The organism is Sphingomonas sp. CCH10-B3 (genome assembly GCF_001556185.1).
GTDB classification, from domain to species: Bacteria; Pseudomonadota; Alphaproteobacteria; order Sphingomonadales; family Sphingomonadaceae; genus Sphingomonas; species Sphingomonas aquatica.
In genome coordinates, this window is sequence record NZ_LSIJ01000009.1 from 54,084 (window position 1) to 80,734 (window position 26,651).

At 64.9% G+C, this 26,651-nt stretch carries 32 protein-coding genes; 20 read left to right on the plus strand and 12 right to left on the minus strand.

Going from position 1 to position 26,651, the window contains the following annotated elements:
• Window positions 1–37: 37 nt before the first annotated feature.
• Window positions 38–547 carry a thiamine phosphate synthase gene (locus AX672_RS02225; RefSeq protein WP_066647533.1) on the plus strand — a complete coding sequence of 170 codons (510 nt, stop codon included), beginning with the start codon at window positions 38–40 and terminating at the stop codon, window positions 545–547.
• Here the strand turns inward: AX672_RS02225 and AX672_RS02230 are convergent.
• Complete coding sequence (locus tag AX672_RS02230) at window positions 544–1,233, minus strand: hypothetical protein (protein WP_168727292.1); 690 nt, start codon at window positions 1,231–1,233, stop codon at window positions 544–546. The two genes, AX672_RS02225 and AX672_RS02230, sit on opposite strands and share 4 nt — an antisense overlap.
• 172 nt (window positions 1,234–1,405) lie before the next feature.
• On the opposite strand from AX672_RS02230, the gene AX672_RS02235 reads away from it, so the two are divergent.
• Genes AX672_RS02235 through holA form a run of 4 tightly spaced genes read left to right on the plus strand, consistent with a single transcriptional unit; the run spans window position 1,406 to window position 5,874 of the window.
• Window positions 1,406–1,840 carry a DUF3576 domain-containing protein gene (locus AX672_RS02235; RefSeq protein WP_066647541.1) on the plus strand — a complete coding sequence of 145 codons (435 nt, stop codon included), beginning with the start codon at window positions 1,406–1,408 and terminating at the stop codon, window positions 1,838–1,840.
• Between the two features lie 10 nt (window positions 1,841–1,850).
• Window positions 1,851–4,361 (plus strand): leucine--tRNA ligase, encoded by a 2,511-nt coding sequence (leuS, locus tag AX672_RS02240; protein ID WP_066647542.1) that lies wholly within the window; start codon window positions 1,851–1,853, stop codon window positions 4,359–4,361.
• Entirely contained in the window at window positions 4,358–4,858 is a 501-nt protein-coding gene (gene lptE / locus AX672_RS02245; protein WP_066647544.1) for an LPS assembly lipoprotein LptE, read from the plus strand. The genes leuS and lptE overlap by 4 nt, the downstream gene beginning before the upstream one ends.
• Window positions 4,855–5,874, plus strand: coding sequence for a DNA polymerase III subunit delta (gene holA / locus AX672_RS02250; RefSeq protein ID WP_066647546.1), 1,020 nt, complete (start codon window positions 4,855–4,857; stop codon window positions 5,872–5,874). The genes lptE and holA overlap by 4 nt, the downstream gene beginning before the upstream one ends.
• Here holA and AX672_RS02255 read toward each other — a convergent pair.
• From AX672_RS02255 to AX672_RS02280, 6 genes are read right to left on the minus strand one after another with little or no spacing between them, the layout of a single operon-like run.
• Window positions 5,871–6,770, minus strand: a complete 900-nt coding sequence (locus tag AX672_RS02255) for a ParB/RepB/Spo0J family partition protein (RefSeq protein WP_202189210.1) — start codon at window positions 6,768–6,770, stop codon at window positions 5,871–5,873. The genes holA and AX672_RS02255 overlap by 4 nt on opposite strands.
• Entirely contained in the window at window positions 6,767–7,561 is a 795-nt protein-coding gene (locus AX672_RS02260) for a ParA family protein (protein WP_066647548.1), read from the minus strand. Before AX672_RS02260 ends, AX672_RS02255 begins: the two co-directional genes overlap by 4 nt.
• Window positions 7,558–8,172: a 16S rRNA (guanine(527)-N(7))-methyltransferase RsmG gene (rsmG, locus tag AX672_RS02265; protein ID WP_066647551.1), complete on the minus strand. Its 615-nt coding sequence runs from the start codon at window positions 8,170–8,172 to the stop codon at window positions 7,558–7,560. The genes AX672_RS02260 and rsmG overlap by 4 nt, the downstream gene beginning before the upstream one ends.
• Entirely contained in the window at window positions 8,169–10,004 is a 1,836-nt protein-coding gene (mnmG, locus tag AX672_RS02270; protein ID WP_066647554.1) for a tRNA uridine-5-carboxymethylaminomethyl(34) synthesis enzyme MnmG, read from the minus strand. Before mnmG ends, rsmG begins: the two co-directional genes overlap by 4 nt.
• Before the next feature lie 57 nt (window positions 10,005–10,061).
• A complete protein-coding gene (gene mnmE, locus AX672_RS02275) occupies window positions 10,062–11,345 on the minus strand; it encodes a tRNA uridine-5-carboxymethylaminomethyl(34) synthesis GTPase MnmE (RefSeq protein WP_066647556.1) in 1,284 nt (427 codons plus the stop codon).
• Between the two features lie 5 nt (window positions 11,346–11,350).
• Window positions 11,351–11,581: a DUF6489 family protein gene (locus tag AX672_RS02280; RefSeq protein WP_066647558.1), complete on the minus strand. Its 231-nt coding sequence runs from the start codon at window positions 11,579–11,581 to the stop codon at window positions 11,351–11,353.
• A 48-nt stretch (window positions 11,582–11,629) separates the two neighbouring features.
• Between AX672_RS02280 and AX672_RS02285 the strand changes: the two genes are divergently transcribed.
• Window positions 11,630–12,109 carry a methylated-DNA--[protein]-cysteine S-methyltransferase gene (locus tag AX672_RS02285; RefSeq protein ID WP_066647560.1) on the plus strand — a complete coding sequence of 160 codons (480 nt, stop codon included), beginning with the start codon at window positions 11,630–11,632 and terminating at the stop codon, window positions 12,107–12,109.
• Window positions 12,110–12,117: 8 nt separating this feature from the next.
• Here the strand turns inward: AX672_RS02285 and rho are convergent, their stop codons facing one another.
• From rho to hemE, 3 genes are all read right to left on the minus strand, one after another.
• Window positions 12,118–13,374 (minus strand): transcription termination factor Rho, encoded by a 1,257-nt coding sequence (rho, locus tag AX672_RS02290; RefSeq protein ID WP_066647562.1) that lies wholly within the window; start codon window positions 13,372–13,374, stop codon window positions 12,118–12,120.
• 172 nt (window positions 13,375–13,546) lie between these two features.
• Window positions 13,547–14,002: a CopD family protein gene (locus AX672_RS02295; protein WP_066647564.1), complete on the minus strand. Its 456-nt coding sequence runs from the start codon at window positions 14,000–14,002 to the stop codon at window positions 13,547–13,549.
• Between the two features lies 1 nt (window position 14,003).
• Window positions 14,004–15,026, minus strand: a complete 1,023-nt coding sequence (gene hemE / locus AX672_RS02300) for a uroporphyrinogen decarboxylase (RefSeq protein WP_372587564.1) — start codon at window positions 15,024–15,026, stop codon at window positions 14,004–14,006.
• A 299-nt stretch (window positions 15,027–15,325) separates the two neighbouring features.
• Between hemE and AX672_RS02305 the strand changes: the two genes are divergently transcribed.
• From AX672_RS02305 to AX672_RS02355, 11 genes are all read left to right on the plus strand, one after another.
• Entirely contained in the window at window positions 15,326–16,138 is an 813-nt protein-coding gene (locus AX672_RS02305) for a pyruvate, water dikinase regulatory protein (protein ID WP_202189211.1), read from the plus strand.
• Window positions 16,135–16,731, plus strand: a complete 597-nt coding sequence (locus tag AX672_RS02310) for a Maf family protein (RefSeq protein ID WP_082730328.1) — start codon at window positions 16,135–16,137, stop codon at window positions 16,729–16,731. The genes AX672_RS02305 and AX672_RS02310 overlap by 4 nt, the downstream gene beginning before the upstream one ends.
• The gene (locus tag AX672_RS02315) at window positions 16,728–17,534 is read left to right on the plus strand and encodes a shikimate dehydrogenase family protein (RefSeq protein ID WP_066647568.1); all 807 of its coding nucleotides are present in this window, start codon (window positions 16,728–16,730) and stop codon (window positions 17,532–17,534) included. Before AX672_RS02310 ends, AX672_RS02315 begins: the two co-directional genes overlap by 4 nt.
• Entirely contained in the window at window positions 17,531–18,124 is a 594-nt protein-coding gene (gene coaE, locus AX672_RS02320; RefSeq protein ID WP_066647571.1) for a dephospho-CoA kinase, read from the plus strand. Before AX672_RS02315 ends, coaE begins: the two co-directional genes overlap by 4 nt.
• A gap of 8 nt (window positions 18,125–18,132) precedes the next feature.
• Window positions 18,133–18,825, plus strand: coding sequence for a DNA polymerase III subunit epsilon (gene dnaQ, locus AX672_RS02325; RefSeq protein WP_066647574.1), 693 nt, complete (start codon window positions 18,133–18,135; stop codon window positions 18,823–18,825).
• Between the two features lie 39 nt (window positions 18,826–18,864).
• On the plus strand, window positions 18,865–19,437 hold the full coding sequence (gene hpf, locus AX672_RS02330; protein WP_066647576.1) for a ribosome hibernation-promoting factor, HPF/YfiA family: 573 nt from the start codon (window positions 18,865–18,867) through the stop codon (window positions 19,435–19,437).
• Between the two features lie 83 nt (window positions 19,438–19,520).
• Window positions 19,521–19,988: a PTS sugar transporter subunit IIA gene (locus AX672_RS02335; protein ID WP_066647803.1), complete on the plus strand. Its 468-nt coding sequence runs from the start codon at window positions 19,521–19,523 to the stop codon at window positions 19,986–19,988.
• Window positions 19,978–20,448 (plus strand): PaaI family thioesterase, encoded by a 471-nt coding sequence (locus AX672_RS02340; RefSeq protein WP_066647578.1) that lies wholly within the window; start codon window positions 19,978–19,980, stop codon window positions 20,446–20,448. Before AX672_RS02335 ends, AX672_RS02340 begins: the two co-directional genes overlap by 11 nt.
• Window positions 20,445–20,783, plus strand: a complete 339-nt coding sequence (locus AX672_RS02345) for a DUF1491 family protein (protein ID WP_066647580.1) — start codon at window positions 20,445–20,447, stop codon at window positions 20,781–20,783. The genes AX672_RS02340 and AX672_RS02345 overlap by 4 nt, the downstream gene beginning before the upstream one ends.
• 380 nt (window positions 20,784–21,163) lie before the next feature.
• On the plus strand, window positions 21,164–21,589 hold the full coding sequence (locus tag AX672_RS02350) for a cell wall hydrolase (RefSeq protein ID WP_231731124.1): 426 nt from the start codon (window positions 21,164–21,166) through the stop codon (window positions 21,587–21,589).
• Window positions 21,590–21,644: 55 nt separating this feature from the next.
• Window positions 21,645–22,133 carry an MmcB family DNA repair protein gene (locus tag AX672_RS02355; protein ID WP_066647584.1) on the plus strand — a complete coding sequence of 163 codons (489 nt, stop codon included), beginning with the start codon at window positions 21,645–21,647 and terminating at the stop codon, window positions 22,131–22,133.
• Between the two features lie 12 nt (window positions 22,134–22,145).
• Here AX672_RS02355 and AX672_RS02360 read toward each other — a convergent pair whose 3' ends face one another.
• Window positions 22,146–22,766: an ankyrin repeat domain-containing protein gene (locus AX672_RS02360; RefSeq protein WP_066647586.1), complete on the minus strand. Its 621-nt coding sequence runs from the start codon at window positions 22,764–22,766 to the stop codon at window positions 22,146–22,148.
• A gap of 73 nt (window positions 22,767–22,839) precedes the next feature.
• Between AX672_RS02360 and AX672_RS02365 the strand changes: the two genes are divergently transcribed.
• The 3 genes from AX672_RS02365 to AX672_RS02375 are packed head-to-tail and all read left to right on the plus strand — an operon-like array spanning window position 22,840 to window position 24,550.
• Window positions 22,840–23,442 (plus strand): SCO family protein, encoded by a 603-nt coding sequence (locus AX672_RS02365; protein WP_066647589.1) that lies wholly within the window; start codon window positions 22,840–22,842, stop codon window positions 23,440–23,442.
• Window positions 23,439–23,873: a YcgN family cysteine cluster protein gene (locus AX672_RS02370; RefSeq protein WP_082730329.1), complete on the plus strand. Its 435-nt coding sequence runs from the start codon at window positions 23,439–23,441 to the stop codon at window positions 23,871–23,873. Before AX672_RS02365 ends, AX672_RS02370 begins: the two co-directional genes overlap by 4 nt.
• Window positions 23,870–24,550 (plus strand): M48 family metallopeptidase, encoded by a 681-nt coding sequence (locus AX672_RS02375; protein WP_066647594.1) that lies wholly within the window; start codon window positions 23,870–23,872, stop codon window positions 24,548–24,550. The genes AX672_RS02370 and AX672_RS02375 overlap by 4 nt, the downstream gene beginning before the upstream one ends.
• Here the strand turns inward: AX672_RS02375 and AX672_RS02380 are convergent.
• The gene (locus AX672_RS02380; RefSeq protein ID WP_082730330.1) at window positions 24,526–26,634 is read right to left on the minus strand and encodes a transglycosylase domain-containing protein; all 2,109 of its coding nucleotides are present in this window, start codon (window positions 26,632–26,634) and stop codon (window positions 24,526–24,528) included. The genes AX672_RS02375 and AX672_RS02380 overlap by 25 nt on opposite strands.
• Window positions 26,635–26,651 lie beyond the last annotated feature (17 nt).

Sequence of the window (26,651 nt, forward strand, 5' to 3'; positions counted from 1 at the left end):
GCGCCGCCACCACCCCGCTTGCCCGACTTTATGGCTGATGACCGATGAGCGGCAGGGCGATGGGCTGTGGCAAGCGCTCGAGCGATTGCCGCGCGGCGCGGGTGTGATCTTCCGCCATTATTCGCGACCGCTCGCTGAGCGCAGGGCGCTGTTTGCTGCCATTGCGCGAGTCTGTCGGCGGCGCGGGCTGGTGCTCGTGCGCGCAGGGGATGCCAGGATGCCGGGCGAGCAGGGCGTGCACGGGCGCACCAACAAATGGATGAAGGGCTTGCGCACCTGGCCTGCGCACAATTTGCGCGAGGTCGTGGCCGGGCGACGGATGGGAGCCGATGCGATCCTGATTTCGCCGATATTCCCGACCCGCTCGCACCCCGGCGAGCAGTCACTTGGCACGGTCCGCGCAGGTCGGCTTGCGCAGGCAGCGGGCGGACGCGCGATTGCACTCGGCGGCGTTAATCAACGGTCGTTTGCACGCTTGCGCGGTGCAGGATTCATCGGCTGGGCCGCGATCGACGGATTGAGCGGCGCGAAAGCGCCGAAGTCTTAGAAGCGCAGCGCAGTGCCGATGTAGACGGCCTGACTGTCGCGGCGATCATCGCCGACGCGGTCGAGCCGGTAGTTTTCGGACTTGGCGCGCGAGCCGCCGGTCAGGTCGACATTACGGGTCAGGCGGAACGCATTGGTCGAGTCGAGCAGCGGGCCCGAACGATCATCCGCCGACGCCTTCACCCCGACAGTGGGCGCCTCGGGCAGAGGCCGCAGTCGAGCGGGGCGGGTTGCCGAGGGTGTCGCGCCCAGATCGAAGCTGCGCGCCGAGCCGACTGTATCGAGGTGCGCCGTATCGGTGGTAGCGACCAGCTTCTTCCAGCCAACCGACACGCCGAGATTATAGGTGATCGGCGCAACTTTCACCGAATCGCCGACGGGCGCCGTTGCGAGATCGCTCGCGCCGCGCGCAATCGTCTTGGCGACAAACGCAGCGGGTGCGGTCGAGCGGCGCGCTTCTGCGGGTGTGAACTGATAGTCGCGACCGCCCAACCGGGCCTTGCCGACGATCGCTGCCAGCCGCCGGTCGGCAAACGCCGGGGTGAAGCCATCGATGCCGTTGAAATTCTTGTTAAGCGAGGGACGCGATCCGCGCAGCGCTACGTCAGGCGCGCCGAACGCAGGCGCGACAAGCGCCGCGGCCAGCGCAACGCCCGCTACCGTTCCTGCCAACACGCGACGTTGCACCAACACACCCTCACTTTCACCGGCGCCCTAACATGATTCGAACATGCCGCGCCACTGTTCGAACGTTTTTATGGTTCAACTGTTGCATTCCGCCCACAGCAAGCGCGTGCTTGCGGCGGCGGTCGGACGATCTATAGAGTGGCTTTCGCCGGTTTTGTTCAGGATTCACGCCATGCCCCGCCGTTTGCGCACCGCCTTGCTGCTCTCGCTGCTGCTGCCCGTCACTGCGTGCGGTGGCGGCAAGGACCGGCCGAAGGGTGATCTTGCAGCGGCACGAGTCACGACGATCGGCGTCAATGCCTATCTGTGGCGCGCCTCGCTCGACACGCTGAGCTTCATGCCGCTGCTCCAGACCGACTCGTCGGGCGGTGTCATCGTCACCGACTGGTATGCCAATCCGGCCGCGCCGGCCGAACGCATGAAAGTGACCGTGTCGATCCTCGACCAGGATCTGCGCGCCGATGCGGTCCGCGTCGCGGTGTCGCGCCAGATCAACCGCGACGGTCAGTGGATCGACGCGCCGGTCAAGGCCGCAACCGCGCAGAAGCTGGAGGACATCATCCTCACGCACGCCCGCGACCTGCGCCGCGCCGCACTGCCCGGCTGAGGACGGCCCCATGGCATCGCGCTTCAACGCGCTGAAGGCCGATGCGGCCTGGCAGGCGGTCTGGGAAGAGCGCCGGACCTTCGCCGCCGACAGCGACAGCAACAAGCCGCGCAGCTATGTGCTGGAGATGTTCCCCTATCCATCGGGGCGCATCCATATGGGCCACGTCCGCAACTACACGATGGGCGACGTCCTCGCGCGCTATCGGCGGATGACGGGCATGGAAGTGCTCCACCCGATGGGCTGGGACGCGTTCGGCATGCCGGCCGAAAACGCCGCGATGGAAAAGAAGGTGCATCCGGGCGACTGGACCCGCGCCAACATCGCGACGATGCGCGCGCAGTTGAAGCGGCTGGGCTTCGCGCTCGACTGGACGCGCGAGCTGGCGACCTGCGAGCCCGATTATTACGGCCACGAACAGGCGCTGTTCCTCGACCTGATGGCCGCGGGGCTGGTGTACCGCAAGGAATCCTCGGTCAACTGGGATCCGGTCGACATGACCGTGCTCGCCAATGAGCAGGTGATCGACGGGCGCGGCTGGCGATCGGGCGCGCTGATCGAGCGGCGCAAGCTGAGCCAGTGGTTCCTGAAGATCACCGATTTCGCCGATGACCTGCTCGCTGGGCTGGGCGATCTCAAGGACTGGCCCGACAAGGTCCGGCTGATGCAGGAAAACTGGATCGGCAAGAGCCAGGGCCTCGCCTTCCGCTTCGCGCTGTCGGACGGCGGCAGCGTCGAGGTGTTTTCGACACGCCCCGACACGATCTTTGGCGCGAGTTTCGTCGCGGTCGCTGCCGATCACCCGATCGCGCGCGCGGCGGCGGAGGCCGATCCGGACGCGGCGGCCTTCATCGAGCTGTGCCGCAAGGGCGGCACCACGGCGGCCGAGCTCGAGACGCAGGAAAAGCTGGGCTATCGGCTGAGCATCACCGCGACGCATCCGCTCGACGCCGACTGGGAGCTGCCCGTCTATATCGCCAATTTCGTGCTGATGGACTATGGCACCGGCGCGGTGTTCGGCGTGCCGGCGCATGACCAGCGCGATCTCGACTTCGCGCGCAAATATGGCCTGACGGTCAAGCGGGTGGTGTCGGACGGCGCGGAGGAGTCACCCGATTTCGTTGGCGACACCGCCTATACCGGCCCCGGCACGATCGTAAATTCGCACTTCCTCGATGGCATGGACATCGAGGATGCCAAGCGTGCAGTCGTCCAGCGCGCGGAGGGCGAAGGCTGGGGATCGGGCCGCACTGTGTTCCGGCTGCGCGACTGGGGGGTCAGCCGCCAGCGCTACTGGGGCACGCCGATCCCGATCATCCACTGCGACGCCTGCGGGATCGCGCCGGTGCCCAAGGACCAGTTGCCGGTGGTACTGCCCGAGGATGTCAGTTTCGACATTCCCGGCAATCCGCTCGATCGTCATCCGACGTGGAAGCATGTCGCTTGCCCGACCTGCGGCGGGGCGGCCCGGCGCGAGACCGACACGCTCGATACTTTCGTCGATTCGTCCTGGTATTTCATCCGCTTCGCCAGCCAGCCCGAGGACGCGCCGTTCGACCGTGCCGAGGCCGAGAAATGGCTGCCAGTCGCGCAATATATCGGCGGGGTCGAGCATGCGATCCTGCACCTGCTCTACGCGCGCTTCTGGACGCGCGCGCTGAAGGCGATCGGGCGGCTTGACGTCAGCGAGCCGTTCGCCGGGCTGTTCACGCAAGGGATGGTCACGCACGAGACTTATCAGGCACCCGACGGTCGCTGGCTGTCCCCCGACGAAGTGCGCGTCGAAGGCGGCGTCGCGACAATCATCGACGGCGGCGGCGTGGCCGAGATCGGCCGCGTCATCAAAATGTCGAAGTCGAAGAAGAACACCGTCGATCCCGAACCGATCGTCGACCAGTACGGCGCCGACGCGGTACGCTGGTTCATGCTCTCCGACTCGCCGCCCGAGCGCGATTTGCCGTGGAGCGAGGCCGGGATCGAGGGTGCATGGCGCTTCGTGCAGCGGCTGTGGCGGATGCTCCAACCCGATGAAGCGCTGGCCGAGGGAGAGGACACCGCGCTCGACCGCAAGCTGCACCAGACAATCGAAGGCGTTGGCCGCGACATTGAGGCGCTGTCGTTCAACAAGGCGGTTGCGCGCATCTATGAACTCGCCAATGCGATCGAACGCGCCGAACCGTCTGCATCGCGCACCGCCGCGATCGAGGGGCTGCTGCGCCTTGTCGCGCCGATGGTGCCGCATCTTGCCGAGGAAATCTGGGCATTGCGTGGGCGTGACGGGTTGATCGCCGACGCGGCTTGGCCCGAGGTCAACCCAGCGCTGTTGATCGAGGACGAAGTGACGATCGCGATCCAGGTCAACGGCAAGCTGCGCGACACGCTGACGATGCCGCGCGGCACGCCGAACGACACCGTCGAAGCCGCCGCGCTCGCCTCCGACAAGATTGTCCGGCTGCTCGACGGCAAGCCGCCCCGAAAGGTGATCGTGGTGCCCGACCGCCTCGTCAATCTTGTCGCATGAAGTGGCTCATGCCTCTTGCCGCGCTGCTGCTGTCGGCTTGCGGGCTGCATCCGCTGTACGGCGGCGGCAGCGGCGGGCGCGTCCAGGCGACGCTCGGCCAGATCGAGGTCGCGCCGATTGCGGGCCAGGCGGGCTACCTCGTCAGCAACGCCGTTCGCGACCAGCTCGGTTCGGCGCGGACCGCGGCTCCGATCTATCGGCTTGAAATCAAGCTTGATGACAAGATCATCGGGCTCGGCGTGCGGCGCGACGACACGGTGACACGCGAGCGGCGGTCGCTGCGCGCGCGCTATCAGCTGATCGATCTCGCCAATGGCACCGTGCTGCTCGACGCGAGCGCCGGGTCTGACGCCAGCGTCGATGTCGTCGGCTCCGAATATGCGACAATTGCGGCTGAAAACACAGCGCTCGAGCGCCTTTCGACGATCGTTGCCAACCAGATCGTATCGCGCATCGCGCTTTATGCTGAGCGCACGATGCCGCCGGCCGACAAGTGAAGGTCAACGAGAACGAACTTCGCGCGCTGCTCGACAAGCCCGGTCCGGCTATTCGCGCCATTCTGCTTCATGGCCCTGATGAAGCCGGTGCGCGCAGCCATGCGCTTCGCCTTGCGCGGGCGATGGGGCCCGAAGCCGAACGCATTGATCTGGACGGTGCCACTCTGAAGGCCGATCCCGGACGGCTCGCCGCCGAGGCGGCATCGATCTCGCTGTTTGGCGGCGCGCGCCACATCCGCGTGACCGGGGTGGGTGACGAGAGCGTCGAAGCGTTCGAGCTGCTGCTCGGCGCGCCAACCGCTGGCAATCCAGTTGTCGCCATCGCGCCGGGGCTGAAGGCAACCAGCAAGCTCGTCAAGCTCGCGCTCGCGTCCCCCAATGCCGTTGCCTTTGCCTGCTATGTGCCGGGGCCGACCGAAGCGAATCGTATCGCGACCGCCATCGCTGCCGAACATGGCCTTCGCGCCAGCAGCCAGGCAGCGGCGCGGCTGGTCGCAGCGGCGGGCGGTGACCGGGCGGTGATCACGCGCGAGATCGAAAAGCTTGCGCTCTATCTCGATGCCGGACCCGATCGTCCGGCGACACTCGACGAGGCGGCGCTTGATGCCGTGGGCGCCGATCTGGGGGATGGCGAGATTTCCGGCGCGGTCGAGGCGGTCGTTGCCGGCGATACCGCGCTGCTTGGCAGCGAACTTGCCAAGCTCGACGAAGCCGGCGTGTCGCCGATCCCGCTGCTGCGCGCAATCGTCCGGCGGCTGATGTCGCTTGCCGACATGCGCGGCGATGTCGATGCCGGGTCGCCGATCAACGATGTCATCGAGCGTCACCGAGTATTCTTCAAGGAAAAGGCAGCGACTGCACGGGCGTTGCGGGCCTGGTCGCCACGGCGGTTGGCACAATCGATCGAGCATCTCCGTCAGGCCGAGCGTGCAACGATTGCGGCCAACACCGCCGGGACAGTCATCGCCGCGGCGGCCTGCCTCGCGGTAGCGCGTGGCGGTCGACGCGCGGGCTAGAGCGTATCGCCGCTCAATCGTTGGCAGACCATGTCGAGCTGATCGAGCGTCGAATAGCCGAGCGTCAGCGTGCCGCCTTTCGCTCCATAACTGATCTTGACCGTCAGGCCGAGCAGATCGGCGAGCTGATGCTCGAGCGCGGCGATGTCCGGGTTGGGACCTGTCGGCACGCCGCGCGGCGCATTGGGCTTGGCCGCCTGCGCGCGCTTTTCGGTGTCGCGGACCGACAGCCCGCGCGCCACGACTTCATTCGCGAGTGCTTCGACATCATCGGCGCCAATCAGCGCCCGGGCATGGCCCATCGTCAGCCGCCCCTCGACGACATGCGTCTGCACTGCTGCTGGCAGATCGAGCAGCCGCAACAGATTGGCAACATGGCTGCGCGATTTATGGACGATCTTGGCGAGCGCGTCCTGGGTATGGCCATAATCGCCGATCAGTCGGGCATAGGCTTGCGCTTCCTCAATCGCATTGAGGTCCTGGCGCTGAATGTTTTCGATAAGCGCGATTTCGAGTGTCTCGGCTTCATCGAAATCTCGAACAATTACAGGAACTTCGTGCAGTCTTGCCCGCTGGGCCGCGCGCCAGCGGCGCTCGCCCGCCACAATCTGGAAGCTGGCGCCATGTGGCCGCACCACGATCGGCTGAATCACCCCGCGCATCGCGATCGACGCCGCGAGTTCGTCGAGCGCGGCTTCGTCGAAGCGGCGGCGCGGCTGGCCGGGATGCGGCGACATCGATCCAACCGGCAGCATCCGCAAACCGGAAGCCTTTGTGTCGCCCGGTGCCAGCGGTTCTTCGCGGGCAATCTCGCCCATCAGCGCGGATAGGCCGCGCCCAAGGCCAGGGCGCGATTTGCGGGTAGCAAGTGGCGAATCGAGAATCGGATCGGTCATGCAGCAGCTTTGGTTGAGTTGGGCGAAGGATTGGGCAACCGCGCGATCAATTCGCGGGCTAGCGCGATATAGGCTTCAGAGCCCGAACAGCGGTGATCATAGATCAACGCCGGCACGCCGTGACTCGGCGCTTCCGACAGGCGGACATTGCGAGGGATGACCGTGTCGAACACAACCTTGCCCAGCACCGCGCGGACGTCGTCCGAGACTTGGTCGGTCAGCCGGTTGCGCCGGTCATACATCGTCAGCGCAACACCCATGATCGACAGGTTGGGATTGAAGCGCGAACGGATCCGCTCGACCGTATTGAGCAACTGGCTGAGACCCTCGAGCGCAAAGAATTCGCATTGCAGCGGCACGAGCAACGAATCGGCGGCGACCATCGCGTTCATTGTCAGCAGCCCGAGCGATGGCGGGCAATCGATCAGGATGACATCCCAGTCGTCGCGTCCCCGGGCAATGGCATGGGCGAGCCGGTGAGTCCGTTCGGCGAATTCGACCAGTTCAATCTCGGCCCCCGACAGATCGACGGTCGCCGGAACGATATCGAGCCGCGGGACCCGGGTATTCATGGCGGTTTCGGCGAGACCGAGTTCGCCGACGAGCAAATCATAGGAGGAATGCTCGCGTGCGGCGTTGGAAATGCCCAGCCCGGTCGAGCAATTGCCCTGGGGATCGAGGTCGATCAGCAAAACGCGCTTCCCGGTCGCTGCGAGCGCGGTGCCGAGATTGATGGCGGTGGTCGTCTTGCCGACTCCACCCTTTTGGTTGGCGATCGTGATGCAAGTCATCGGCGCGCGACTTTCTCGGCAAGGATGATCAGGGACTCGGGGTCGGTGATGCTCTGTTCCACGTGGAACACTCCATGCCATGTCGCTTGCGCGCTCGCCACCTCTTCGCGCGCCGATTTCCCCTTCGGCAGCACCCAGCGCGTCTTTTTGGTGGATAAGTGCACGGTCGCCGCCAACAGCTCGGGCAAGGCTGCGACCGCCCGCGCCGAAATCACCGCCGCGTGACCCTTGATCTGCTCGGCGCGGGCCGTGTGGACGGTCACTCGCGTGCCGAGGTCGAGCTCGACAACGCAGGCGCGGAGGAAGTCGGCGCGCTTCCGGCGCGGCTCGATCAACGTCACCGGGCCGTTGCTCAGGATAGCGACGACCATGCCGGGAAAGCCGGCACCCGTCCCGATATCGAACCAGTCGCCGTCAATCGCTGGAACACGCTGGAGCAGTTGCGCCGAATCGACGATGTGCCGCCGCCAGATTTGCGGCAGCGTCGCTGCCGATATCAAATTCTGTCGGCCCGATTCGGCGATGACGATGTCGACGAAACGCGCCAACAGTGTTTCACGTGGAACACCGAAATGCTCGCAGATCCAGCCGCGCGCCTCGTCCTCGGTCACGCCGCACGCCGACTGTGGAGCAAGATAGCAGACAGTGCCGCAGGGGTAATGCCGCGAATCCGCCCTGCAGCCGCCAGAGTCGACGGCGCCGCGCGGGTCAGCCGCTCGACCATTTCGGCCGACAGCCCCGGCACGGCGGCATAGTCGATCTGGGGGAGCCGCATGGCTTCCTCACGACGCAGCAAGGCAATCTCGCTGGCCTGGCGCTCAAGGTGCGGCGCGTAACGCGCATCCTCGGCAACCTCCGCCAGCAAAGCGGGATCGAACTGACCGGCGAGCTGCGGGGCGACATGCGCAAGCGTCACACCTGGAAAGCGCAGCCAGTCGTAAGCCGAACGGCGGACGCCATCCTCAACCACGGATGCGCCGCGGGCATTGATCGCACGCGCGCTTAGGGTTTCGTCGAGCGCCGAGAGAATGGCGGCACGATCCGCTGCCCGCTGTTCATAGCGCTGACGGCGGGCGACACTGAGCGCGCCGGACGCTTCCGCAACCTCCGCAAGCCGTGTCTCGGCATTATCGGCACGGAGCTGGAGCCGATATTCGGCCCGGGCTGTCAGCATGCGATAGGGTTCGGTGACGCCGTGCAGCACCAGATCGTCAATCATCACACCCAGATAGCTCGACGCCCGGTCGAGCAGCACCGGGGCGAGCCCTAGCGCGTAGCCGGCCGCGTTCAACCCGGCGATCAGCCCCTGCGCCGCCGCTTCCTCATAGCCCGTCGTGCCGTTGATCTGGCCCGCACAGAACAGCCCGGCGCATGCCCGCAGACCAAGTGTCGGATCAAGCGCGCGCGGATCGACATAATCATATTCGACGGCATAGCCCGGCGCTGCGATCCGCGCCTGCTCCAACCCTTCGATCGAGGCGATCATCGCGGCTTGCACATCGACCGGCAACGACGTCGAAATGCCATTGGGATAGACCAACGGATCATCGAGCCCTTCGGGTTCGAGAAAGATCTGATGGCCATCGCGGTCGCCGAACCGGTGAATCTTGTCCTCAATCGACGGGCAATAGCGCGGCCCCTGCGCGTCGATGGCGCCGGTGAATAGCGGCGAGCGATCGAGGCCGCCGCGAATGATCGCATGCGTTGCCGGATTGGTCCGGGTGATCGCGCAGAACAATTGCGGCAAAGTGCGTGCGCCGGTGACGGGCGACATCGTCCAGCCATCTGCATCAGAGGGCTGCTCGCCAAGCTTTGCCCAATCGATGGTCCGCCCGTCGAGCCGTGGCGGTGTGCCGGTCTTCAGCCGCGCAATCGGCAAGCCGATCTCCCGAAGCTGAACCCCGAGCCGGGTCGCCGCCCGTTCGCCGCTCCGCCCGCCTTCACTCCGCGCCTCACCACAGAACAGCCGCCCGCCAAGAAACGTGCCGGTCGCCAGCACCACAGCGCGACCGCGAAGCATCCTTCCGTCCGCAAGCACCACGCCGGTCAACGTCCTGCCATCGAATGCGAGCTCGGCGGCTTCGCCGGCAACGATGGTGAGACCCGGCTGATCATTAAGCATGGCCTGGATGGCCGCCGCATAGCGCCGCCGATCGGCCTGCACGCGTGGCCCCTGCACTGCCGTGCCCTTGCTTCGGTTGAGCATCCGGTAATGAATGCCTGCTGCGTCGGTCGCGCGTGCGATCAAGCCATCGAACGCATCGACTTCGCGCACTAAATGGCCTTTGCCGAGCCCGCCGATCGCCGGGTTGCACGACATCGCGCCAATTTTCGAGATGTCGAAGCTGATGAGCGCCGTGCGCGCGCCGCGACGCGCCGCTGCTGCAGCTGCCTCGGTGCCGGCGTGCCCGCCGCCGACGACAACGACATCATATTGGATCATGTCCGCGCGGCTAAAGCGCTATGGCGGCGGTGTCAAAGTGATGTTCCACGTGGAACATCACTTGCCGATGCAAAAGCGCGAAAAGAGCGCATCCAACATTGCCTCGACATCGACGCGACCGAGGAGCCGATCGAGCGCCTGTCGAGCGATGCGCAAATGCTCGGCGACGACCAAGGGATCTTCAGCCTGCGCTGCTGAACACAAGCTTGCACAACAAACCGCGCAGCAATCGCGTTGCCGGGCGTTGAGGGCAACAGCATCCTCGCGCGGCAATAACGTTGCCGCCTGATGTGCAAGCGCACCCCACAACGCGCTCAACCCTTCCCCCGATACCGCCGACACCGCCAATCGCCGAGGATCAGCCGACATCGGTCGTATGTCCGCACGCGCATAGAGCCAAATCGCTCGTTCGGTCGCGTGAGGCGGATCGTCGTCAAGCCAGATGAGAATGTCAGCAGTCGCCGCAGCCTCGCGCGCCCGGGCGATGCCGATCGCCTCGATCGCATCATCAGTCGCATCGGCGAAACCCGCCGTATCCACGAACACATAGGCAATGCCATCACGAACGACGGGCACTTCGATCATGTCCCGCGTCGTGCCGGCGATAGGCGAGACGATCGCTGCATCGCGATCGACGAGCCGATTGAGCAACGTCGATTTGCCCGCGTTGCGCGGCCCGGCGAGCACAACGCGGATACCGTCACGCAGCCGCTCGACTGGAGGTTCGGCCAGCACGTTCGCCATCGCGGTTGCAAGCGCATCGATCCTTGCCCTGACCGATGGAACAAGCGCATCGCCGACATCATCCTCGTCAGAAAAGTCCAGCACCGCCTCAATCGTGGCCGACACTGCGAGCAACTCGGTTGCCCAATCGCTCACCAGCCGACTCAGCCGACCCCCTGCCGACATCATGGCTGTCCGCCGCTGACGCTCGGTCTGGGCCATCAGCAAGTCGCCCAGCCCTTCGGCTTCCGCGAGATCGATCCTGCCATTGGCGAGCGCGCGTCGCGTAAATTCCCCCGCCTCGGCGCCACGCAGGCCATCGATACTTGCCAGCGCGGCCTGAACGGCTGTCACCACCGCGCGTCCCCCGTGCAGGTGAAGCTCGACCAGATCCTCGCCAGTAGCGCTCTTCGGTCCGGGGAAAACAACGACGATCGCCCGGTCGAGCACTTCACCCGATGCTGGATCAATCAGACGCCGAACGCCCGCTCGCCGCGCTGGCGGCAAGTCGCCAGCGAGTTGGCACGCGGCTGCGATTGCGCGCGGGCCGCTGATGCGGACAACCGCGATCGCTGCCGGCAATGCCCCGCTCGCCAACGCAAAGATCGTTGCGGCCACTGACGTTAGCCTTGCCGCGTGCTGCCCTCGAAGAGCTTCTGCCAGAATTTCATGCTCGCTTCGCCCATCGGCGCCCAGCTGCGCATCACGGCCTCGATCATCTCCGGCTTCATCGTGCCGTCCATCGAGTCGAGCAACGAGGCAATGTACTTCTCATGCACGGGCGTAAAATCGGGCAGACCCATCACCCGACGCGCCTCCTCGGGCGTGCACTCGACTTCGACGTTGATTTTCACCCGCGCTTCTCCGCTTGAGCGCCCGGGACGCCCGGGCAATAAGACATTATGTATGCGCGCGATCAGGCCAGCACCGCAACGCCGATTGGGATCGTGACCGTCGTCACGACGGGCGACTGCCTCGAATCGATACGGATCGGCGGCGATGATGTTCCAAGTGGAACATCTGCCCTCGCGCGCGCGGCGATCGAGCAGATCGAAGCGTGGCTCGCCGGTGAACGGATCGATTTCGATCTTCCGCTCAGCGCACCATCAACCGGGCGTGGCCAGGAATTGCGCCAAGGGCTGATTGCGGTCGGCTATGGCGATACGATCAGCTATGGGGCCCTTGCCAAGCGACTTGGCTCATCGGCCCGCGCCATCGGCCAGCTATGCGCGCGCAACCCCTATCCGCTCGTTGTCCCATGTCACCGCGTGCTCGGCGCAGGCGGCGCACTCGGCGCCTATTCCGCAGGCGAGGGATCGGCGACCAAGGCGTGGCTGCTCGCGCATGAACAGCGCCACCGCCCGTTCGCGCTCACCGGCTAGCGAGCGACTTACTGATTCATCGAATCGAAGAATTCCTCATTGGTCTTCGATTCCTTCATCTTGTCGAGCAGGAATTCCATCGCGTCGATCGTGCCCATCTGCATCAGGATGCGGCGGAGCACCCACATCTTCGACAGCTTGGCCTTGTCGACCAGCAGCTCTTCCTTGCGCGTGCCAGACTTGCCGACGTCGAGCGCTGGGAAGATGCGCTTGTCGGCGACCTTGCGATCGAGCACGATTTCGGAATTGCCGGTGCCCTTGAACTCTTCGAAGATCACTTCGTCCATACGGCTGCCGGTATCAATGAGGGCCGTCGCGATGATCGACAGTGAACCGCCCTCTTCGATGTTGCGCGCGGCACCAAAGAAGCGCTTGGGCCGCTGGAGTGCATTGGCATCGACACCGCCAGTCAACACCTTGCCCGACGACGGCACCACGGTGTTGTAAGCGCGACCCAGGCGCGTGATTGAGTCGAGCAGGATCACGACATCCTTCTTGTGCTCGACCAGCCGCTTGGCTTTTTCAATAACCATTTCAGCGACTTGGACGTGGCGCTGCGCGGGCTCGTCGAAGGTCGAGCTGATCACTTCGCCCTTCACGCTCCGCTGCATGTCGGTCACTTCCTCGGGCCGCTCGTCGATCAGCAACACGATCAGGAAAATTTCCGGGTGATTGTCGGTAATCGCCTTGGCGATGTTTTGGAGCAACACGGTCTTGCCGACGCGTGGCGGTGCGACGATCAGCGCGCGTTGCCCCTTGCCCTGCGGCGATACGATGTCGATGACGCGCGCCGACTTGTCCTTCACGGTCGGGTCATAGGGATCGAGCGTCAGTTTCTCATCCGGGTAAAGCGGCGTCAGATTGTCGAAATTGACGCGGTGGCGAATTGCCTCGGGATCATCGAAGTTGACCGAGGTAAGCCGGGTCAACGCGAAATAGCGCTCGCCGTCCTTTGGCCCGCGGATTTCGCCTTCGACGGTGTCGCCGGTACGCAGGCCGAATTTGCGGACCTGGTTCGGAGAAATGTAGATATCGTCGGGCCCGGCGAGATAATTCGCCTCGGGACTGCGCAGGAAACCAAAGCCGTCGGGCAGCACCTCGATCGTGCCGAGCCCCATGATCTGCTCGCCACTTTCCACCTGCACCTTCAGGATTGCGAACATCAGATCCTGTTTGCGCAGCGTCGATGCACTTTCCACCCCTAGCGATTCGGCCATCTCGACGAGCTGGGCGGGCGTTTTTTTCTTAAGATCAGCGAGATGCATCAGGGGATATCCGTAAAGGAGCGGGCAAGCGTTGAGGAAAGCCAGTCGATCGGCGACAAGGGCGCGACGCGGCCAGAAGATACGCTATGCGCTGCGCCAGGCACCGCATAGGTCGGTGTCAGAGTTAGGCAGCCCGCCCGATCAAGTCAAGCAAGCCGCCCCGCGATCGGCCTCAGAACGGCTGAACGATTGCCAGCATCACGATCAGCGCGACCGATACCCCGGGAATTTCGTTGAGCAAGCGAAGCGTCCGCCCGGACAGCCGCGCCTGTCCCCTTGCCAGCGCCTTGGAATAGCCGGTCGCCCAACCGTGGAAGCCGCTCAGCAGGATCACCAGCGCGAATTTGGCGTGCAGCCAGCCGAGATGCGCGACGCCGCTGAACAGGCCGACATGCGCGCCGAGCATCAGCCCGAGCACCCACACGATCGCCATCGATGGAGTCAGGATGATCGACCGCAGCTTTGCCTCACGTTCGATCCAGCGGTCGGCTTGAGGCCCCGTCAACCCGTCTTCCTGATGATAGACCAGATAGCGCGGCAGCATGAACAGGCCCGCCATCCAAAAGATCACGAACACCAGATGCGCCGTCTTCACCCAGGGGTAAGCGCTCCCCAGCCAGCCTGCCATGTTACCGCCTCACTCGTTCGACCAGCGCCTCGACATGCGCGATCGGCGTGTCCTGCAATATGCCATGGCCGAGATTGAAGACATGCGGCCGTTCGGGAAAGGCGCCGAGCACCCGATCGATCGCATGGTCGAGCGTTTCGCCGCCAGTGACCAGCGCAAGCGGGTCGAGATTACCCTGCACCGGCAATCCAGCCGGCAACACCGCATTGGCCCAGACCGGATCGAGCGTTTCATCGAGGCCCAGCGCATCGACCCCGGTCTCCTGCGCATAAGCGACCAGCTTGGCGCCCGCGCCTTTCGGAAAGCCAATGATCGTTGCCCCGGGCACGCGGGCACGAAGCTGTTCGACGATGGCCCGGTTGGGCGCAATCACCCAATCTTCAAACTGCTGGGGCGACAAGCTTCCAGCCCAGCTGTCGAACAGCTGGACCGCATCGACCCCGGCGGCAAATTGTTCGACCAGATACTCCACCGTCACCGCCGTGATCGCATCGATGATCTCGGCGAAGGCCTGCGGATCGCGATAGGCATAGCGCCGCGTCTCGGCCTGGTCCTTGCTGCCATGCCCCGCCACCATATAGGTCGCCACAGTCCACGGGCTGCCGGCAAACCCCAGAAATGTCGTCGTCGGGGCAAGCTGGGCGGCAACCTTGCGAACCGTTGCGTAAACAGGGTCGAGCCGTGCCGGCACCGCCTCGAGCGTCGCAAGCGCATGATCGACAAGTGCAGGCTTGAGTTCCGGACCTTCGCCCGCGCCAAAGCGCAGATCCTGTCCCATCGCCGATGGCACCATCAAAATGTCGGAAAACAGGATGGCGGCGTCGAAATCGAAACGGCGCAGCGGCTGGATCGTCACTTCGGCAGCAGCATCGCTATCGTTGACCAGGTCGAGAAAGCCGCCCTTCTCCGCTCGCAATGCGCGATATTCGGGCAAATAGCGTCCAGCCTGGCGCATCAGCCAGATCGGTCGGCGCTCATGGCGCTTCCCTTTAAGGGTCGCGAGCAAAGGCTTGGGTACGGACAGAAGCGCTCTCCTTACTTCAATATAGATTCTTAAAAGAAGGATGTTGAGATTGTTGGGCAGTGATGAATGGGGCTTAAGCATCCATCCCGCACTTGCCAACAGCTTGACCGCAGTGCGCCGCCAAAACCCGCGCGAGTCGGCCGCTGCTTCCCCGTTATCCACACGCTGTGCAGCGATTGAGCGGCTGTCGATGACGCTGTGGAAAGTGTCGCGTTCGATCCACAGCGTCGGGGTGCTTGGCGCCGCGGGCGAGTTGCGCTAGCCGTTTTGCGCATGTTTTCCACAACTCCGTCCCGCTGATGCGGCTGCACCTTCATCTGCTGTCGGATTCGACGGGCGAAACGCTCGAAAACATCGCCAAGGCTGCGCTCGCGCAATATGACGATGTCGAAACCATCCGCCATTTCTGGCCGATGGTACGCAGCGAAGCGCATCTCGAGCGCATTTTGCAGGAAATCACGCAAAATCCCGGGTTGGTGCTGTTCACGCTCGTCAATCTCGAGACGCGGCGCACGCTCGAGGCGCAATGTCGTGCGCTGGGATTGCCGGCGGTAGCGCCGCTCGATCCGGTGACCGACGCGCTTTCGGGCATGCTGGGTCAACAGGCAAAGGCGCGCCCCGGACGCCAGCACATGCTCGATGCCGCCTATTTCGATCGGGTCGAAGCGATTCAGTTCACGATCGCGCATGACGACGGCATCGCTCATGAGGATTGGGAGGAAGCCGATATCGTGCTCGCGGGCGTCTCGCGCTCGTCGAAGACGCCGACGTCGATCTATCTCGCCAATCGCGGCTATAAGACCGCCAACATTCCGATCGTAATGGAGCTGACGCCGCCGCCTGCGCTGTTCACGCTCAAAAATCCGCTGGTGGTGGGCCTTACGACGAGTGCCGACCGATTGATCCAGGTGCGTCGCAACCGGCTGCTGTCGCTCAACCAGTCACCCGAGACGGCTTATGTCGACCAGGAATCGGTCGCTCGCGAAGTCGCCTATGCCCGGCGGATGTTCGCCGACAATGGCTGGCCGGTGATCGACGTGACGCGCCGCTCGATCGAGGAAACAGCTGCGGCGATCATCGCGCTCGTCAGCGAGAGGCGGGGGCGGGGATGAGATTGGTACTCGCGTCGCAAAGCGCCTCGCGACGGGCAATGCTGGAGGCGGCCGGCGTGCCGTTTGTCGCCGAAGCGGCAGCGATCGACGAAACATCGGTCAAGGCGGCAATGCTTGCCGACCGCGCGGCCCCGCGCGACATCGCCGATCGGCTCGCCGAGTTGAAAGCCGTGCGAGTGTCGAGCGTGCACCCCGATGCCTTGGTCCTCGGCAGCGATTCGATCGTGGTGCTCGCCGATGGCACCTTGCTCGACAAGCCCGAGAGCCGCGCGCAGGCGCGGGCGCATCTGGAAGCAATGGCAAACAACCAGGTCGAACTGATCAGCGCCGCCGTCGCAGCCGAAGCCGGGCGACCTGTCTGGCGTCATGTCGCCACCGCGCGGCTCGATGTCCGCCCGCTCTCGCCCGCGTTTCTCGACGATTATCTCGACCATGAATGGCCCGCGATCGCCGGCTGCGTCGGCTGTTTCCGCATCGAAGCGCGCGGCGTCCAGCTGTTCACGCGGCTTGGTGGCGATCATTTCACGATTCTCGGCATGCCGCTGTTGCCGGTGCTCGATTATTGCCGGACCCGCGGCGTTCTCGCGGCATGAACTATGCCGAAGTGATCGGCGATCCGATCGCCCAGTCGAAGTCACCGATCATTCACCGATTCTGGCTCGACGCGCTCGGCATTGCGGGCGATTACCGGGCTACACGGATCGAAGCCGATGGCCTTGGCGATTATTTTGCGCAGCGGGGCAACGATCCCGACTGGCGCGGGTGCAATATCACCATCCCGCACAAGATCGCCGCGCTCGACCATGTCGCTGATCCGGCTGGCGTGCGCGACTCGATCGGCGCGATCAACACGGTGTTCCGTGCCGAAGACGGCACATTGACCGGCACCAATACCGATGCAGGCGGCTTTTACGCGCCGCTCGCCGATGCCGATCTAACCGGCAAGCCTGTCGTGGTGATCGGCGCGGGCGGCGCGGCGCGCGCGATACTGTTCGCCTTGTCGCGGATGGATGTCGGGCCCGTGACGTTGCTCAACCGCAATCCGCTGAAAGGGGCCGCGCTGCTCGCGCGGTTCGGGCTGAAGGGGAATGCCTTGTCGCTGACGGCGCCGTTGCCGCCCGCGGCGCTGCTCGTCAATGCCAGCCCGCTCGGCATGGCGGGCCAGCCGCCGCTCGCGATCGACCTGACGCCGCTGCCGGACGACGCCATCGTTTATGACATCGTCTATGCCCCGCTCGAGACCGATCTGCTCGCTGCCGCCGACTCGCGGGGTCTGGCGACGATCGACGGGCTGGAAATGCTGATCGGCCAGGCGGCGTTCGCGTTCGAAATCCTGTTCGATGCGGCGCCGCCGCGCGACCGCGACGAAGATTTGCGCGCGCGGCTGATGGCATGATCAAGCTTGGGCTCACGGGGTCGATCGGCATGGGCAAATCGACCGTCGCGGCAATGTTCGCCGATGAAGGCGTGCCGGTGTTCGATGCCGATGCGGTCGTCCACCGCCTGCAGGGCCCGGACGGCGCACTCCTGCCGGTAATCGAAGCCGAATTTCCGGGCACGACCGGCCCCGACGGCGTCGATCGCGCCGCGCTGTCGGCGGCAGTCTTCCACGACGATGCGGCAATGAAGCGGCTCGAGGCAATCGTCCACCCGGCGGTTGGTGTTGCGCGGGCCGCCTTCCTTGCCGAGCATGCGTCGGCGCCGATCATCTTGTTCGACGTCCCGCTCCTCTACGAAACCGGCGGGCATGCGCATGTCGACAAGGTCGCGGTGGTGTCCGCGCATCCCGATGTGCAGCGCGAACGCGTGCTCGCGCGCCCGGGCCAGCATCCCTCAAAATTCGAAGCGATTCTCGCGCGCCAGCTCCCCGATGCGGTGAAGCGCGCCCGCGCCGACTTCGTCATTCCCACTGATGTGCCCTTGAGCGTTACGCGTGCGGCTGTCCGCGAGGTGATCGCTTGCCTGTTGGGCGGCAAGGGCGGATAATGTGACCAATGCGTGAAATCGTCTTCGACACCGAAACCACGGGCCTCAGCTTTTCCGGCGGCGACCGGCTGGTCGAAATCGGCTGTATCGAACTGGTGCACCGCGTGCCGACGGGCGTGCATTTCCACGTCTACGTCAATCCCGAACGGCCGATGCCTGCCGAGGCCTATGCCGTGCACGGGCTGTCCGACGCCTTTCTGGCGGACAAGCAGCTGTTTGCCGATCACGCCGATGATCTGCTCGAATTTCTCGGCGACAGTCCGCTGGTCGCGCATAATGCGAGCTTCGACTTCGGCTTCCTCAACGGCGAACTGAAGCGCTGCGGCCGCACGCCGGTCGCTATGGAGCGGATGGTCGATACGCTGGTGATCGCGCGCAGCCGCCATCCTGGCGCCAAGCATTCGCTCGATGCGCTATGCACGCGCTATGGCATCGACCGCAGCCACCGCAGTCTGCACGGCGCGCTGCTCGACGCGCAATTGCTGGCGCAAGTCTATGTCGAATTGACCGGCGGACGGCAGATCGGCCTTGAACTCGTCGAGCAGGCCGAAGTGTCGGCAGCCGCGCGCCCGATGATCGAGGCAGCACCACGGACCGTGCGACCGGCGCGACGATTTGCGCCGACCGACGCCGAAGCTGCGCGCCACGCCGAGTTTTTGAAGACGATCAACCAGCCGATCTGGACTGCGTCCGCTGGCTGACCTGCCCGCGCACGCCGTGCGCCATGTATGGAGGTGACTATGGAGATCCGTCTGTCCGGCCATCAGGTCGATACCGGGAATGCGCTCAAGACGCTGGTGACCGAACGGCTTCAGGGAATCGCCGACAAATATTTCTCACGCGCGATTTCGGCGCAGGTGACCTTGGGCAAGGGTCCGCATGACGCTGGTTTCACCTGCGATATCGTTGCGCATGTGATGCAGGGCGTCGTTCTGAAAGGCAGCAACCGGGCAATGGAGGCTCGCAACGCGTTCGAAGGCGCCGCCGACAAGATCGAAAAACAGCTGCGTCGCTATGTCCGGCGTCTGAAGGATCGCCATGCCGGCAACAATGCAGCGAGCACGCTCGATGATGCCGGCTACACGCTGTTCGTCGAACCCGAGCCCGAGCAGGAGCCCGAGGATTTTCCGCCGATCATCGCCGAAACGCGCGTCGATGTGCCCGATGCGACGGTTTCGGACGCCGTTATGATGCTCGATCTCCGCAACACGGCGGCGCTGTTGTTCCGCAACACCGCGACCGGTGTCCACAACATGGTCTATCGGCGGGGCGACGGGACGATCGGCTGGGTCGAACCCAATCGCCAGCGGTGACTGCTTTCGCCGGGCGCCGATAGGGGTTAAGGCGCCCGTCTTGCCGCGACCGTGCGGGCGCCATGCCTGCGTCAGGAACCATGATGACCCGATTTGACGATTTGCTCCTGCCAGCGACTGTGATCGCAAGCGTGAGCGCGTCCAACAAGAAGACGCTGATAAACCAGCTCGCCAGCGTCGCCGCGCACGTCCATGGCCTCGATGCCAAGCAGGTCGCTGCCACGCTGACCGACCGTGAGCGGATCGGATCGACCGGCTTTGGCGGCGGCATCGCGATTCCGCACGGCAAGTTCCCCGGTCTGCCGAAGATCATCGGCGTCTTTGCCCGGCTGGCGGCGCCGATCGATTATCAGGCCATCGATGAATTGCCGGTCGATCTCGTCTTCATGATGCTGTCGCCGCCCGATGCAGGCGCCGAGCATCTGAAGGCGCTTGCCGGTGTCTCGCGACGGCTGCGCGACCAGGGCTTTGTCGCTAAATTGCGCGGTGCCGGCTCGGCCGATGCGCTTTACGTGCTCTGGACGGCGGACGAAACGCGCGATGCCGCCTGAACGCGGCGCGGTGGCGCAAGGCGCCGACGCCCATTACCGCGCGCTCGAATCGCTCTACGCCGCTGCGCCGATCAACGCCTTGTTCGACTCGCGGCTCGAGATCACGGGCAGCGGCCTGTCGCGGATCAGCTTCACGATCGATCCGCGTCAGTTCCACGCGGCAGGAGCTGCCCATGGCACGGTCTATTTCAAGATGCTCGACGACGCCGCCTTTTATGCCGCCAATACACTCGTCACCGATCGCTTCCTGCTGACCACGCAGTTCAACCTGTTGTTCACCCGGCCGCTCGGCGAAGGGCCGGTGGTGGCCGAAGGTCGCTGGGTCAATGGCCAGCGCCGCGTGCTGATTGCCGACGCTCGGCTGATCGATGCCAGCGGCGAGGAAGTCGCGCGCGGGACGGGCACTTTCATGCGGTCGCGCATCGCGCTTGCCTCGTTGCCGGGCTATCGCGTGCGATGAGCATCCGCCTGCCGGCGCGCCTGCTGGTGACGGCGTTGCTGCGGCGCGTCAACGATGCCGGCGGGATGGCAATGGTGCTGGCGCGTGGCGATGCCGATGACGGATCGATCCTGCTGATCACCGCCGACCGCGGCGCCGATTGCCGTGCGTTCGAGCGCGGCATTGCCGAACGCGGTGATCCTGTGCTGGTGCCGGTCGGGCCGGTCGGCGGCGATGCTGCGGCGCTTGGCGATTATTGGCGCCGTCGCCGCGCGTCCGACCCCGATTTGTGGGTGATTGAACTGGATATCGCACAGGCCGAACGGTTCGCCGCTGAAACAATCGGATTTTATTGACCCATTAACTCAGGGGGCCCACGGGGGCGCCACTGAAAACGCGTTGTGCTGGCCGGGGTGCGATATCGGTCGGTTACGCAGTCGGGGGGCACGCCCGGTACGATGGCCCAAGGTCGATCGATCCGCGCACCCACCGCACATTTTGACGGTCAATGAAGTTTAAGATTCCTGCCGCCGCAACTGCGGCGCTCCTCTGCGTATCAACGCTCGCATTCACGGGTGCGCCTGGCTTTGCGTTGATGCCCGACAAGCCTTCGCTTATTCCTTCGCCTGTCCTCGCCAACACATCGGCCCCGCTGCCGGTTCCCAGCCCAAGCCCCGTCGAGCCGTCGTTCGATGTGGGGCCTGTTGCCACCCCGGCAGTTCCGGCTCGGCCGGCTGTGGCTGACCAGCCCGTGTCGCTCGCCGCGGCAGTCGCGACCCAGGCAATGCCCGGCACGATCAGCGACGACCTGCGCTGTCTTGCCACGGCCATCTACCACGAAGCCAAGGGCGAACCGCTCATCGGCCAGCTCGGCGTCGCGCATGTTATTCTCAACCGCACCCGTTCGGGCCGGTTTCCGCGCACGGTTTGCGGTGTCGTCACCCAGCCGGGGCAGTTTTCGTTCGTCCGCGCTGGCCACATGACGTCGCCCGGCGAAGGCAACAAGGCCTATCGTACTGCGCTGTCCGTGGCGCAGCTCGCGATGGCGGACAAGGCGGAAAGCCCGGTTGCGGCCGCGCTCTATTTCCACGCGACGCACGTCTCGCCCAATTGGGGGCGGCAGCGCGTCGCGACGATCGGTCGGCACATTTTCTACCGGTGATCGCGAGTTTCACGACCGCTTTTCATCGTTCGTGAAATGTTCTAGTCAGGCGGTGATGACGTCACCGCCTGACTTTTTATCATCCACCCTTGCTGACCGGCTCGGCGCGGCGGATGTTGTGCGCGGCGTGACGCGCATGTTCCTGCGCCACGATCTGGTCACAATCGGCGAGGTGCCGCTTGAAGGCGGCCGTCGCGCCGATCTGATGGCGGTCGATGCGCGCGGGCAGATCGTCATCGTCGAAATCAAGGTATCGCGGGCCGACCTGCTCGGCGATGGCAAATGGCCCGATTATCTGGTGCATTGCGACCGCTTCTTCTGGGCTGTGCCGGCGGGTTTCGATACCGGCCCGCTCGACATGCCGGCATTCCTGCCCGAACGCACCGGCATCATCATTGCCGATCGCTATGATGCATCGATCGTCCGGGAAGCCCATAGCGTGCCGATGGCAGCTCATGCCCGAAAGCGCGAGACGCTGGCCTTTGCACGCCGCGCGGCGCGACGACTGACGCTGATGATCGATCCCGACGCCGAGGCGCTCTAGCCGATTGCGTGACTAGAGCGAGGGGCCGACGCTGGCGCGGCGGTCGCGCTTGGGGATGTTCGTGAACAGTTCGGCGATCGCGGGAAAGCGCTTGTCCTCACTTGCATAGTCGCGTGCCGAGCGGCCGGCGATATTGTCGACCTGATCGGGGTCGGCACCCGCCGCCAGCAGATCGCGCGCAACATTGACGTTGCGAAGCTGGACCGCGCGGATCAGCGGTGTCTCACCGGCCTTGTTGGCCAGATTCACATTGGCGCGGCCCTTGATCAGATAGGAAATCACCGAATCGGCACCCGCCGACACTGCGGCGAGTAGCGGCGTATTGCCGCGAATGTCGCGCAGATTGGGATCGGCGCCCTTCTGCAGCAGGAAACGGGTGTACAGCACGTCGTTGCGCTTCGCGACGATGTGCAGCGCGGTCTCGCGGGTGGTATAATCCTGCGTGTTGACGATCGTCGTGCCGGGCTTGCTCAGGAATTCGGTGATCTCGGCGCCCTTGCTCGGGTCGCTCTTGGCGTCGCGGATTGCTTCGAGGAATTTGTAGCTGTCGGACTGGCCGAGCTGGGCTGTGGCGGGCGCTACCGCCAGCACTGCCGCGGCGATGGCGGCGATACGGATGTTGCGAAGAGTCATCGTCACTCATTACCCCCGATGCGGTCGGCAGTTCCAGCCCTGGCGGGGCTTGCGTCGGCATCGCTACCAGATCATGGCTGACGGCACCATGAATCACCGTCGTTTCTTGTCGCTTGCCCTGCCTGTCCTGATCGCGCTCGCGGCCTGTTCACCCGCCGCCGAAGCGCCGCCGCTGGCGGGTGCCGCGATCGGCGGGCCGTTCACGCTGACCGACCAGGACGGCAAACCAGTGAGCGACCGCGACTTTGTCGGCAAGTACCGCATCATCTATTTCGGCTACACTTATTGCCCCGATGTCTGCCCGGTCGATGTCCAGAACCTCGCCGCCGGCCTGAAGAAGGTCGAGGCCAGCGATCCCAAGCTCGGCGCACGGATCGTACCGATCTTCATCAGCGTCGATCCTGCGCGCGATACGCCGCCGGTATTGAAGCAGTTCGTGCGCGCCTTTCATCCCCGCATGGTCGGGCTGACCGGGTCGCCGCAAGCGATTGCAGCGGTCGCGAAGGAATATGCGATCTTCTACCAGCCGCAGCCCAGAACGGCTGACGGCGGCTATACCGTCAACCACTCGCGCCAGGCCTATCTGTTCAGCCCCGACGGCAAGCCGATCGCGCTGCTCTCGCAAGACGGCAAGCCCGAGGTGATCGCCGACGAGATCCGGCGCTGGGCGCGATGAGCGGGCGGTTCTGGGAAGATACACCGCTCGACAAGCTCGACCGCGCGCAATGGGAAGCGCTGTGCGACGGCTGCGGCAAGTGCTGCATCCACAAGCTCGAGGATGACGAAACCGGCGAGCTGTTTCCGACCAATGTCGCCTGCCGCCTGCTCGACCGGCGCAGCGCGCAGTGCAGCGATTACAAGCATCGTCACGCCTTCGTTCCCGAATGCGTTCGCCTGACTCCGGCAAAGCTTGCGACGATCGACTGGCTGCCATCGACTTGCGCCTATCGGTTGCTCGCCGATGGGCAGCCGCTGCCCGAATGGCATTATCTGATCTGCGGCGATCGCGAAGCCGTCCACCGCGCCGGCATTTCAGTACGCGGCTGGACCATTTCCGAAGACGATGCCGGTGACCTTGAATTTCACCTGACCGACCGGACGTTGTGACCGGCACGCCCGACATTGCGGTTGTCCGGCATCCGCGTGCGCGGCGCACCCGGCTGACGATCGACCCCAAGACCGGCGCGGTGAAGCTCACGTTGCCGCCGCGCGCCGCGCTTGCCCCGGCGCTGCGCTGGGCGGAGGAAAAGCGCGGATGGATCGCTGCCGAACAGGCGAAGCTGCCACCGGCCTGTCCGTTCATCGACGGCGGCAGTCTGCCGTTTCGGGGCCAGATGCTGACGATCGACTGGAGCGTCATGGCGTCGCGCCAAATCATAGTCGAGGGCGACCGCCTGCGCTGCGGCGGCCCGGTCGAGAGCCTGCCGACCCGGATCGAGCGCTGGTTGCGCGCTCAGGCGCTCGCGTTGCTCAGCGCAGAGACGCGAGAATTCGCGGCGCGGGCGGCGGTCACCGTCAGTCACATCGGCATTGGCGATCCGCGCGGGCGCTGGGGCAGTTGCACGTCGCAGGGCGCGATCCGCTATAGCTGGCGGCTGATCCTCGCGCCTGATTTTGTTCGCCGGGCAACGGTGGCGCACGAAGTCGCGCACCGATTGCACATGAACCACAGTCCGGTGTTCCACGCCGCTGTCGCGAGGCTCGTCGGTGTCGATGCCGACCGGTCGCGCGCGTGGCTAAGGCAGCACGGCGCGGCGCTTCACTGGGTCGGTCGGTCGGCCTGAGGTCGCGGCGCCGGTACTGGTGCCGGTGCTGGCCGACGGGTTGCCGGGCGATCGAGCGTCCGGTTCAGCCAATCCTCGTCGAGCCGCTCGCCGCTCGGCCGTTCGCGCCCGGTGGTTGCTGCAGGGGGCGGCAGGGCATCGGGCTGCGGATCGGTCGGTTCGTTGGCGGGCGGCAATGCCGGTTGCTCGACCGGATTGCCGTCGGGATCGACGAACAGGCCGTTATCGGGCTCGCCGAAGTAATTCTCCTCCCCGAACCCAGCCGCTTCGTCGGGCAGGGTGACGCCGGTATCGAATTGCTCGACCGGCCGATTGGCGACCGCGACTTTCATGAACGCGGCGAAGGCGCGTGCCGGCGCGGTCCCGCCGTGCAGCCCGCGCACCGACTGCGCATCGTCGCGCCCCATCCACACGCCAGTGGTCAGGCCGCTCGAAAAGCCCAGAAACCAGCCATCCTTGGTCGAGGTGGTCGTGCCAGTCTTGCCCGCGACCGGACGACCGATCTGCGCGGCCTTGCCGGTGCCGGTGTTGACGGCGGTCTGCAGCAGGTCGGTCATCGACTGGGCGACGAAAGGCGCGACCAGCACATGGCTGCGATCGACTTCATGCGCATAGATGGTCACGCCATTGGCGGTCACCTTGGTGATGCCATAGGGCGTCACGGCTACGCCCTTGTTGGCGACCGATGCGAATGCGCGAGTCAGGTCGATCAACCGCACATTCGACGTGCCGAGCACCATCGCCGGATAGGTATTGATCGGCGTCGTGATGCCAAACCGTCGCGCCATGTCGGCAATCGTTGCAAAGCCGACCTCGTCGCCGATCTTCGCCGCCACGGTATTGATCGAATAGGCGAAGGCATTGCGCAGCGTCGTCTCACCGATGTTGCGGCGTGAATCATTCTTGGGTGTCCAGCCGCCGATCGTCACCGGCTCGTCGACCACTGCGTCTTCGGGCTTATGCCCGGCTTCGAGCGCGGCCAGATAGACGAACAGCTTGAAGGCCGATCCCGGCTGGCGCTCCGCCTGCGTCGCGCGGTTGTAGATCGACGAGACATAATCCTTGCCGCCGACCATCGCGCGCACCGCACCGTCACGGTCGAGCGAGACCAGCGCACCCTGCGTCCCCGGCGGCGCATTGGCGCGGATCGCGGCATCGGCAGCGCGCTGGGCAGCCAGATCGAGCGTCGTCCACACTTCCAGCGGGCGCGCGGATTCGTCGATCAGCAGTTCGAGCTGGGGCAGCGCCCAGTCGGTGAAGTAACGCACACTGTTCTGGCGCGGTTCGGGCACGAACCGCACGCCCGACAGATCGATCTTGCCCGCTTCGCCTGCTGAAATCTTGCCGGTTTCCTCCATCAGCCGGATCACCACACCGGCGCGACCCTTGGCAGCGTCGATGTCGGCGGTTGGCGAATAATGCGACGGCGCCTTGACCAGCCCGGCGATCACGGCGGCTTCGCTCAGGCTCAGCTGCTCGGCGCTATGGCCGAAAAATTTGCGTGCAGCCGCGTCGACGCCATAGGCGCCACCGCCGAAATAGACCTTGTTCAGATAGAGTTCGAGAATCTGTTCCTTGGTGAACTTGCGTTCCAGCGCGAGCGCGATGATCGCCTCGCGCAGCTTGCGCGACAGCGAATAGCTGTTGCTCAGGAAAATCGTGCGCGCCACCTGCTGGGTGATGGTCGAAGCGCCCTGCAGTCGCTTGCCGGTGCCGCGGTTGACGATCGCGAATTTGGTGATGCGCGCGAGGGCCACCGGATCGACGCCGGGATGCCATTCAAACCGCCGGTCTTCGACAGCGATCGTCGCATCGCGCATCACTTGCGGAATGCGCGCATAGGGTAGCCAGTCGCCGAAGCTGGGGCCAAGCGAGGCAATCACCGTCCCGTCGGCGGCATGGACGCGGATCATCTGGCCGTTCGGCGACGATTTGAGCTCGTCGAAACTCGGCAAGCTCGCGCGGGCGACATAAACGGCGACCACCAGCGCGCCGAACGCCAGCAGGCCGAGGTCGATCAGAACCTGGATCGCCAGCACGAGCCGGCGCCGCCACCGGGGCTTGGTCAGGGAAGCACTTGCCATCGAAGACCGGCGGAATA

Coding starts and splice junctions, on each gene's coding strand:
- AX672_RS02225 (WP_066647533.1), top strand. CDS start 38: ATGACCGATGAGCGGCAGGGCGATGGGCTGTGGCAAGCGCTCGAGCGA.
- AX672_RS02235 (WP_066647541.1), top strand. CDS start 1,406: ATGCCCCGCCGTTTGCGCACCGCCTTGCTGCTCTCGCTGCTGCTGCCC.
- leuS (WP_066647542.1), top strand. CDS start 1,851: ATGGCATCGCGCTTCAACGCGCTGAAGGCCGATGCGGCCTGGCAGGCG.
- lptE (WP_066647544.1), top strand. CDS start 4,358: ATGAAGTGGCTCATGCCTCTTGCCGCGCTGCTGCTGTCGGCTTGCGGG.
- AX672_RS02255 (WP_202189210.1), bottom strand. CDS start 6,770: ATGACCGATCCGATTCTCGATTCGCCACTTGCTACCCGCAAATCGCGC.
- AX672_RS02260 (WP_066647548.1), bottom strand. CDS start 7,561: ATGACTTGCATCACGATCGCCAACCAAAAGGGTGGAGTCGGCAAGACG.
- mnmG (WP_066647554.1), bottom strand. CDS start 10,004: ATGATCCAATATGATGTCGTTGTCGTCGGCGGCGGGCACGCCGGCACC.
- AX672_RS02285 (WP_066647560.1), top strand. CDS start 11,630: ATGTATGCGCGCGATCAGGCCAGCACCGCAACGCCGATTGGGATCGTG.
- rho (WP_066647562.1), bottom strand. CDS start 13,374: ATGCATCTCGCTGATCTTAAGAAAAAAACGCCCGCCCAGCTCGTCGAG.
- AX672_RS02295 (WP_066647564.1), bottom strand. CDS start 14,002: ATGGCAGGCTGGCTGGGGAGCGCTTACCCCTGGGTGAAGACGGCGCAT.
- AX672_RS02305 (WP_202189211.1), top strand. CDS start 15,326: ATGCGGCTGCACCTTCATCTGCTGTCGGATTCGACGGGCGAAACGCTC.
- AX672_RS02310 (WP_082730328.1), top strand. CDS start 16,135: ATGAGATTGGTACTCGCGTCGCAAAGCGCCTCGCGACGGGCAATGCTG.
- AX672_RS02315 (WP_066647568.1), top strand. CDS start 16,728: ATGAACTATGCCGAAGTGATCGGCGATCCGATCGCCCAGTCGAAGTCA.
- coaE (WP_066647571.1), top strand. CDS start 17,531: ATGATCAAGCTTGGGCTCACGGGGTCGATCGGCATGGGCAAATCGACC.
- dnaQ (WP_066647574.1), top strand. CDS start 18,133: ATGCGTGAAATCGTCTTCGACACCGAAACCACGGGCCTCAGCTTTTCC.
- hpf (WP_066647576.1), top strand. CDS start 18,865: ATGGAGATCCGTCTGTCCGGCCATCAGGTCGATACCGGGAATGCGCTC.
- AX672_RS02335 (WP_066647803.1), top strand. CDS start 19,521: ATGACCCGATTTGACGATTTGCTCCTGCCAGCGACTGTGATCGCAAGC.
- AX672_RS02340 (WP_066647578.1), top strand. CDS start 19,978: ATGCCGCCTGAACGCGGCGCGGTGGCGCAAGGCGCCGACGCCCATTAC.
- AX672_RS02345 (WP_066647580.1), top strand. CDS start 20,445: ATGAGCATCCGCCTGCCGGCGCGCCTGCTGGTGACGGCGTTGCTGCGG.
- AX672_RS02355 (WP_066647584.1), top strand. CDS start 21,645: ATGACGTCACCGCCTGACTTTTTATCATCCACCCTTGCTGACCGGCTC.
- AX672_RS02360 (WP_066647586.1), bottom strand. CDS start 22,766: ATGACTCTTCGCAACATCCGTATCGCCGCCATCGCCGCGGCAGTGCTG.
- AX672_RS02365 (WP_066647589.1), top strand. CDS start 22,840: ATGGCTGACGGCACCATGAATCACCGTCGTTTCTTGTCGCTTGCCCTG.
- AX672_RS02370 (WP_082730329.1), top strand. CDS start 23,439: ATGAGCGGGCGGTTCTGGGAAGATACACCGCTCGACAAGCTCGACCGC.
- AX672_RS02380 (WP_082730330.1), bottom strand. CDS start 26,634: ATGGCAAGTGCTTCCCTGACCAAGCCCCGGTGGCGGCGCCGGCTCGTG.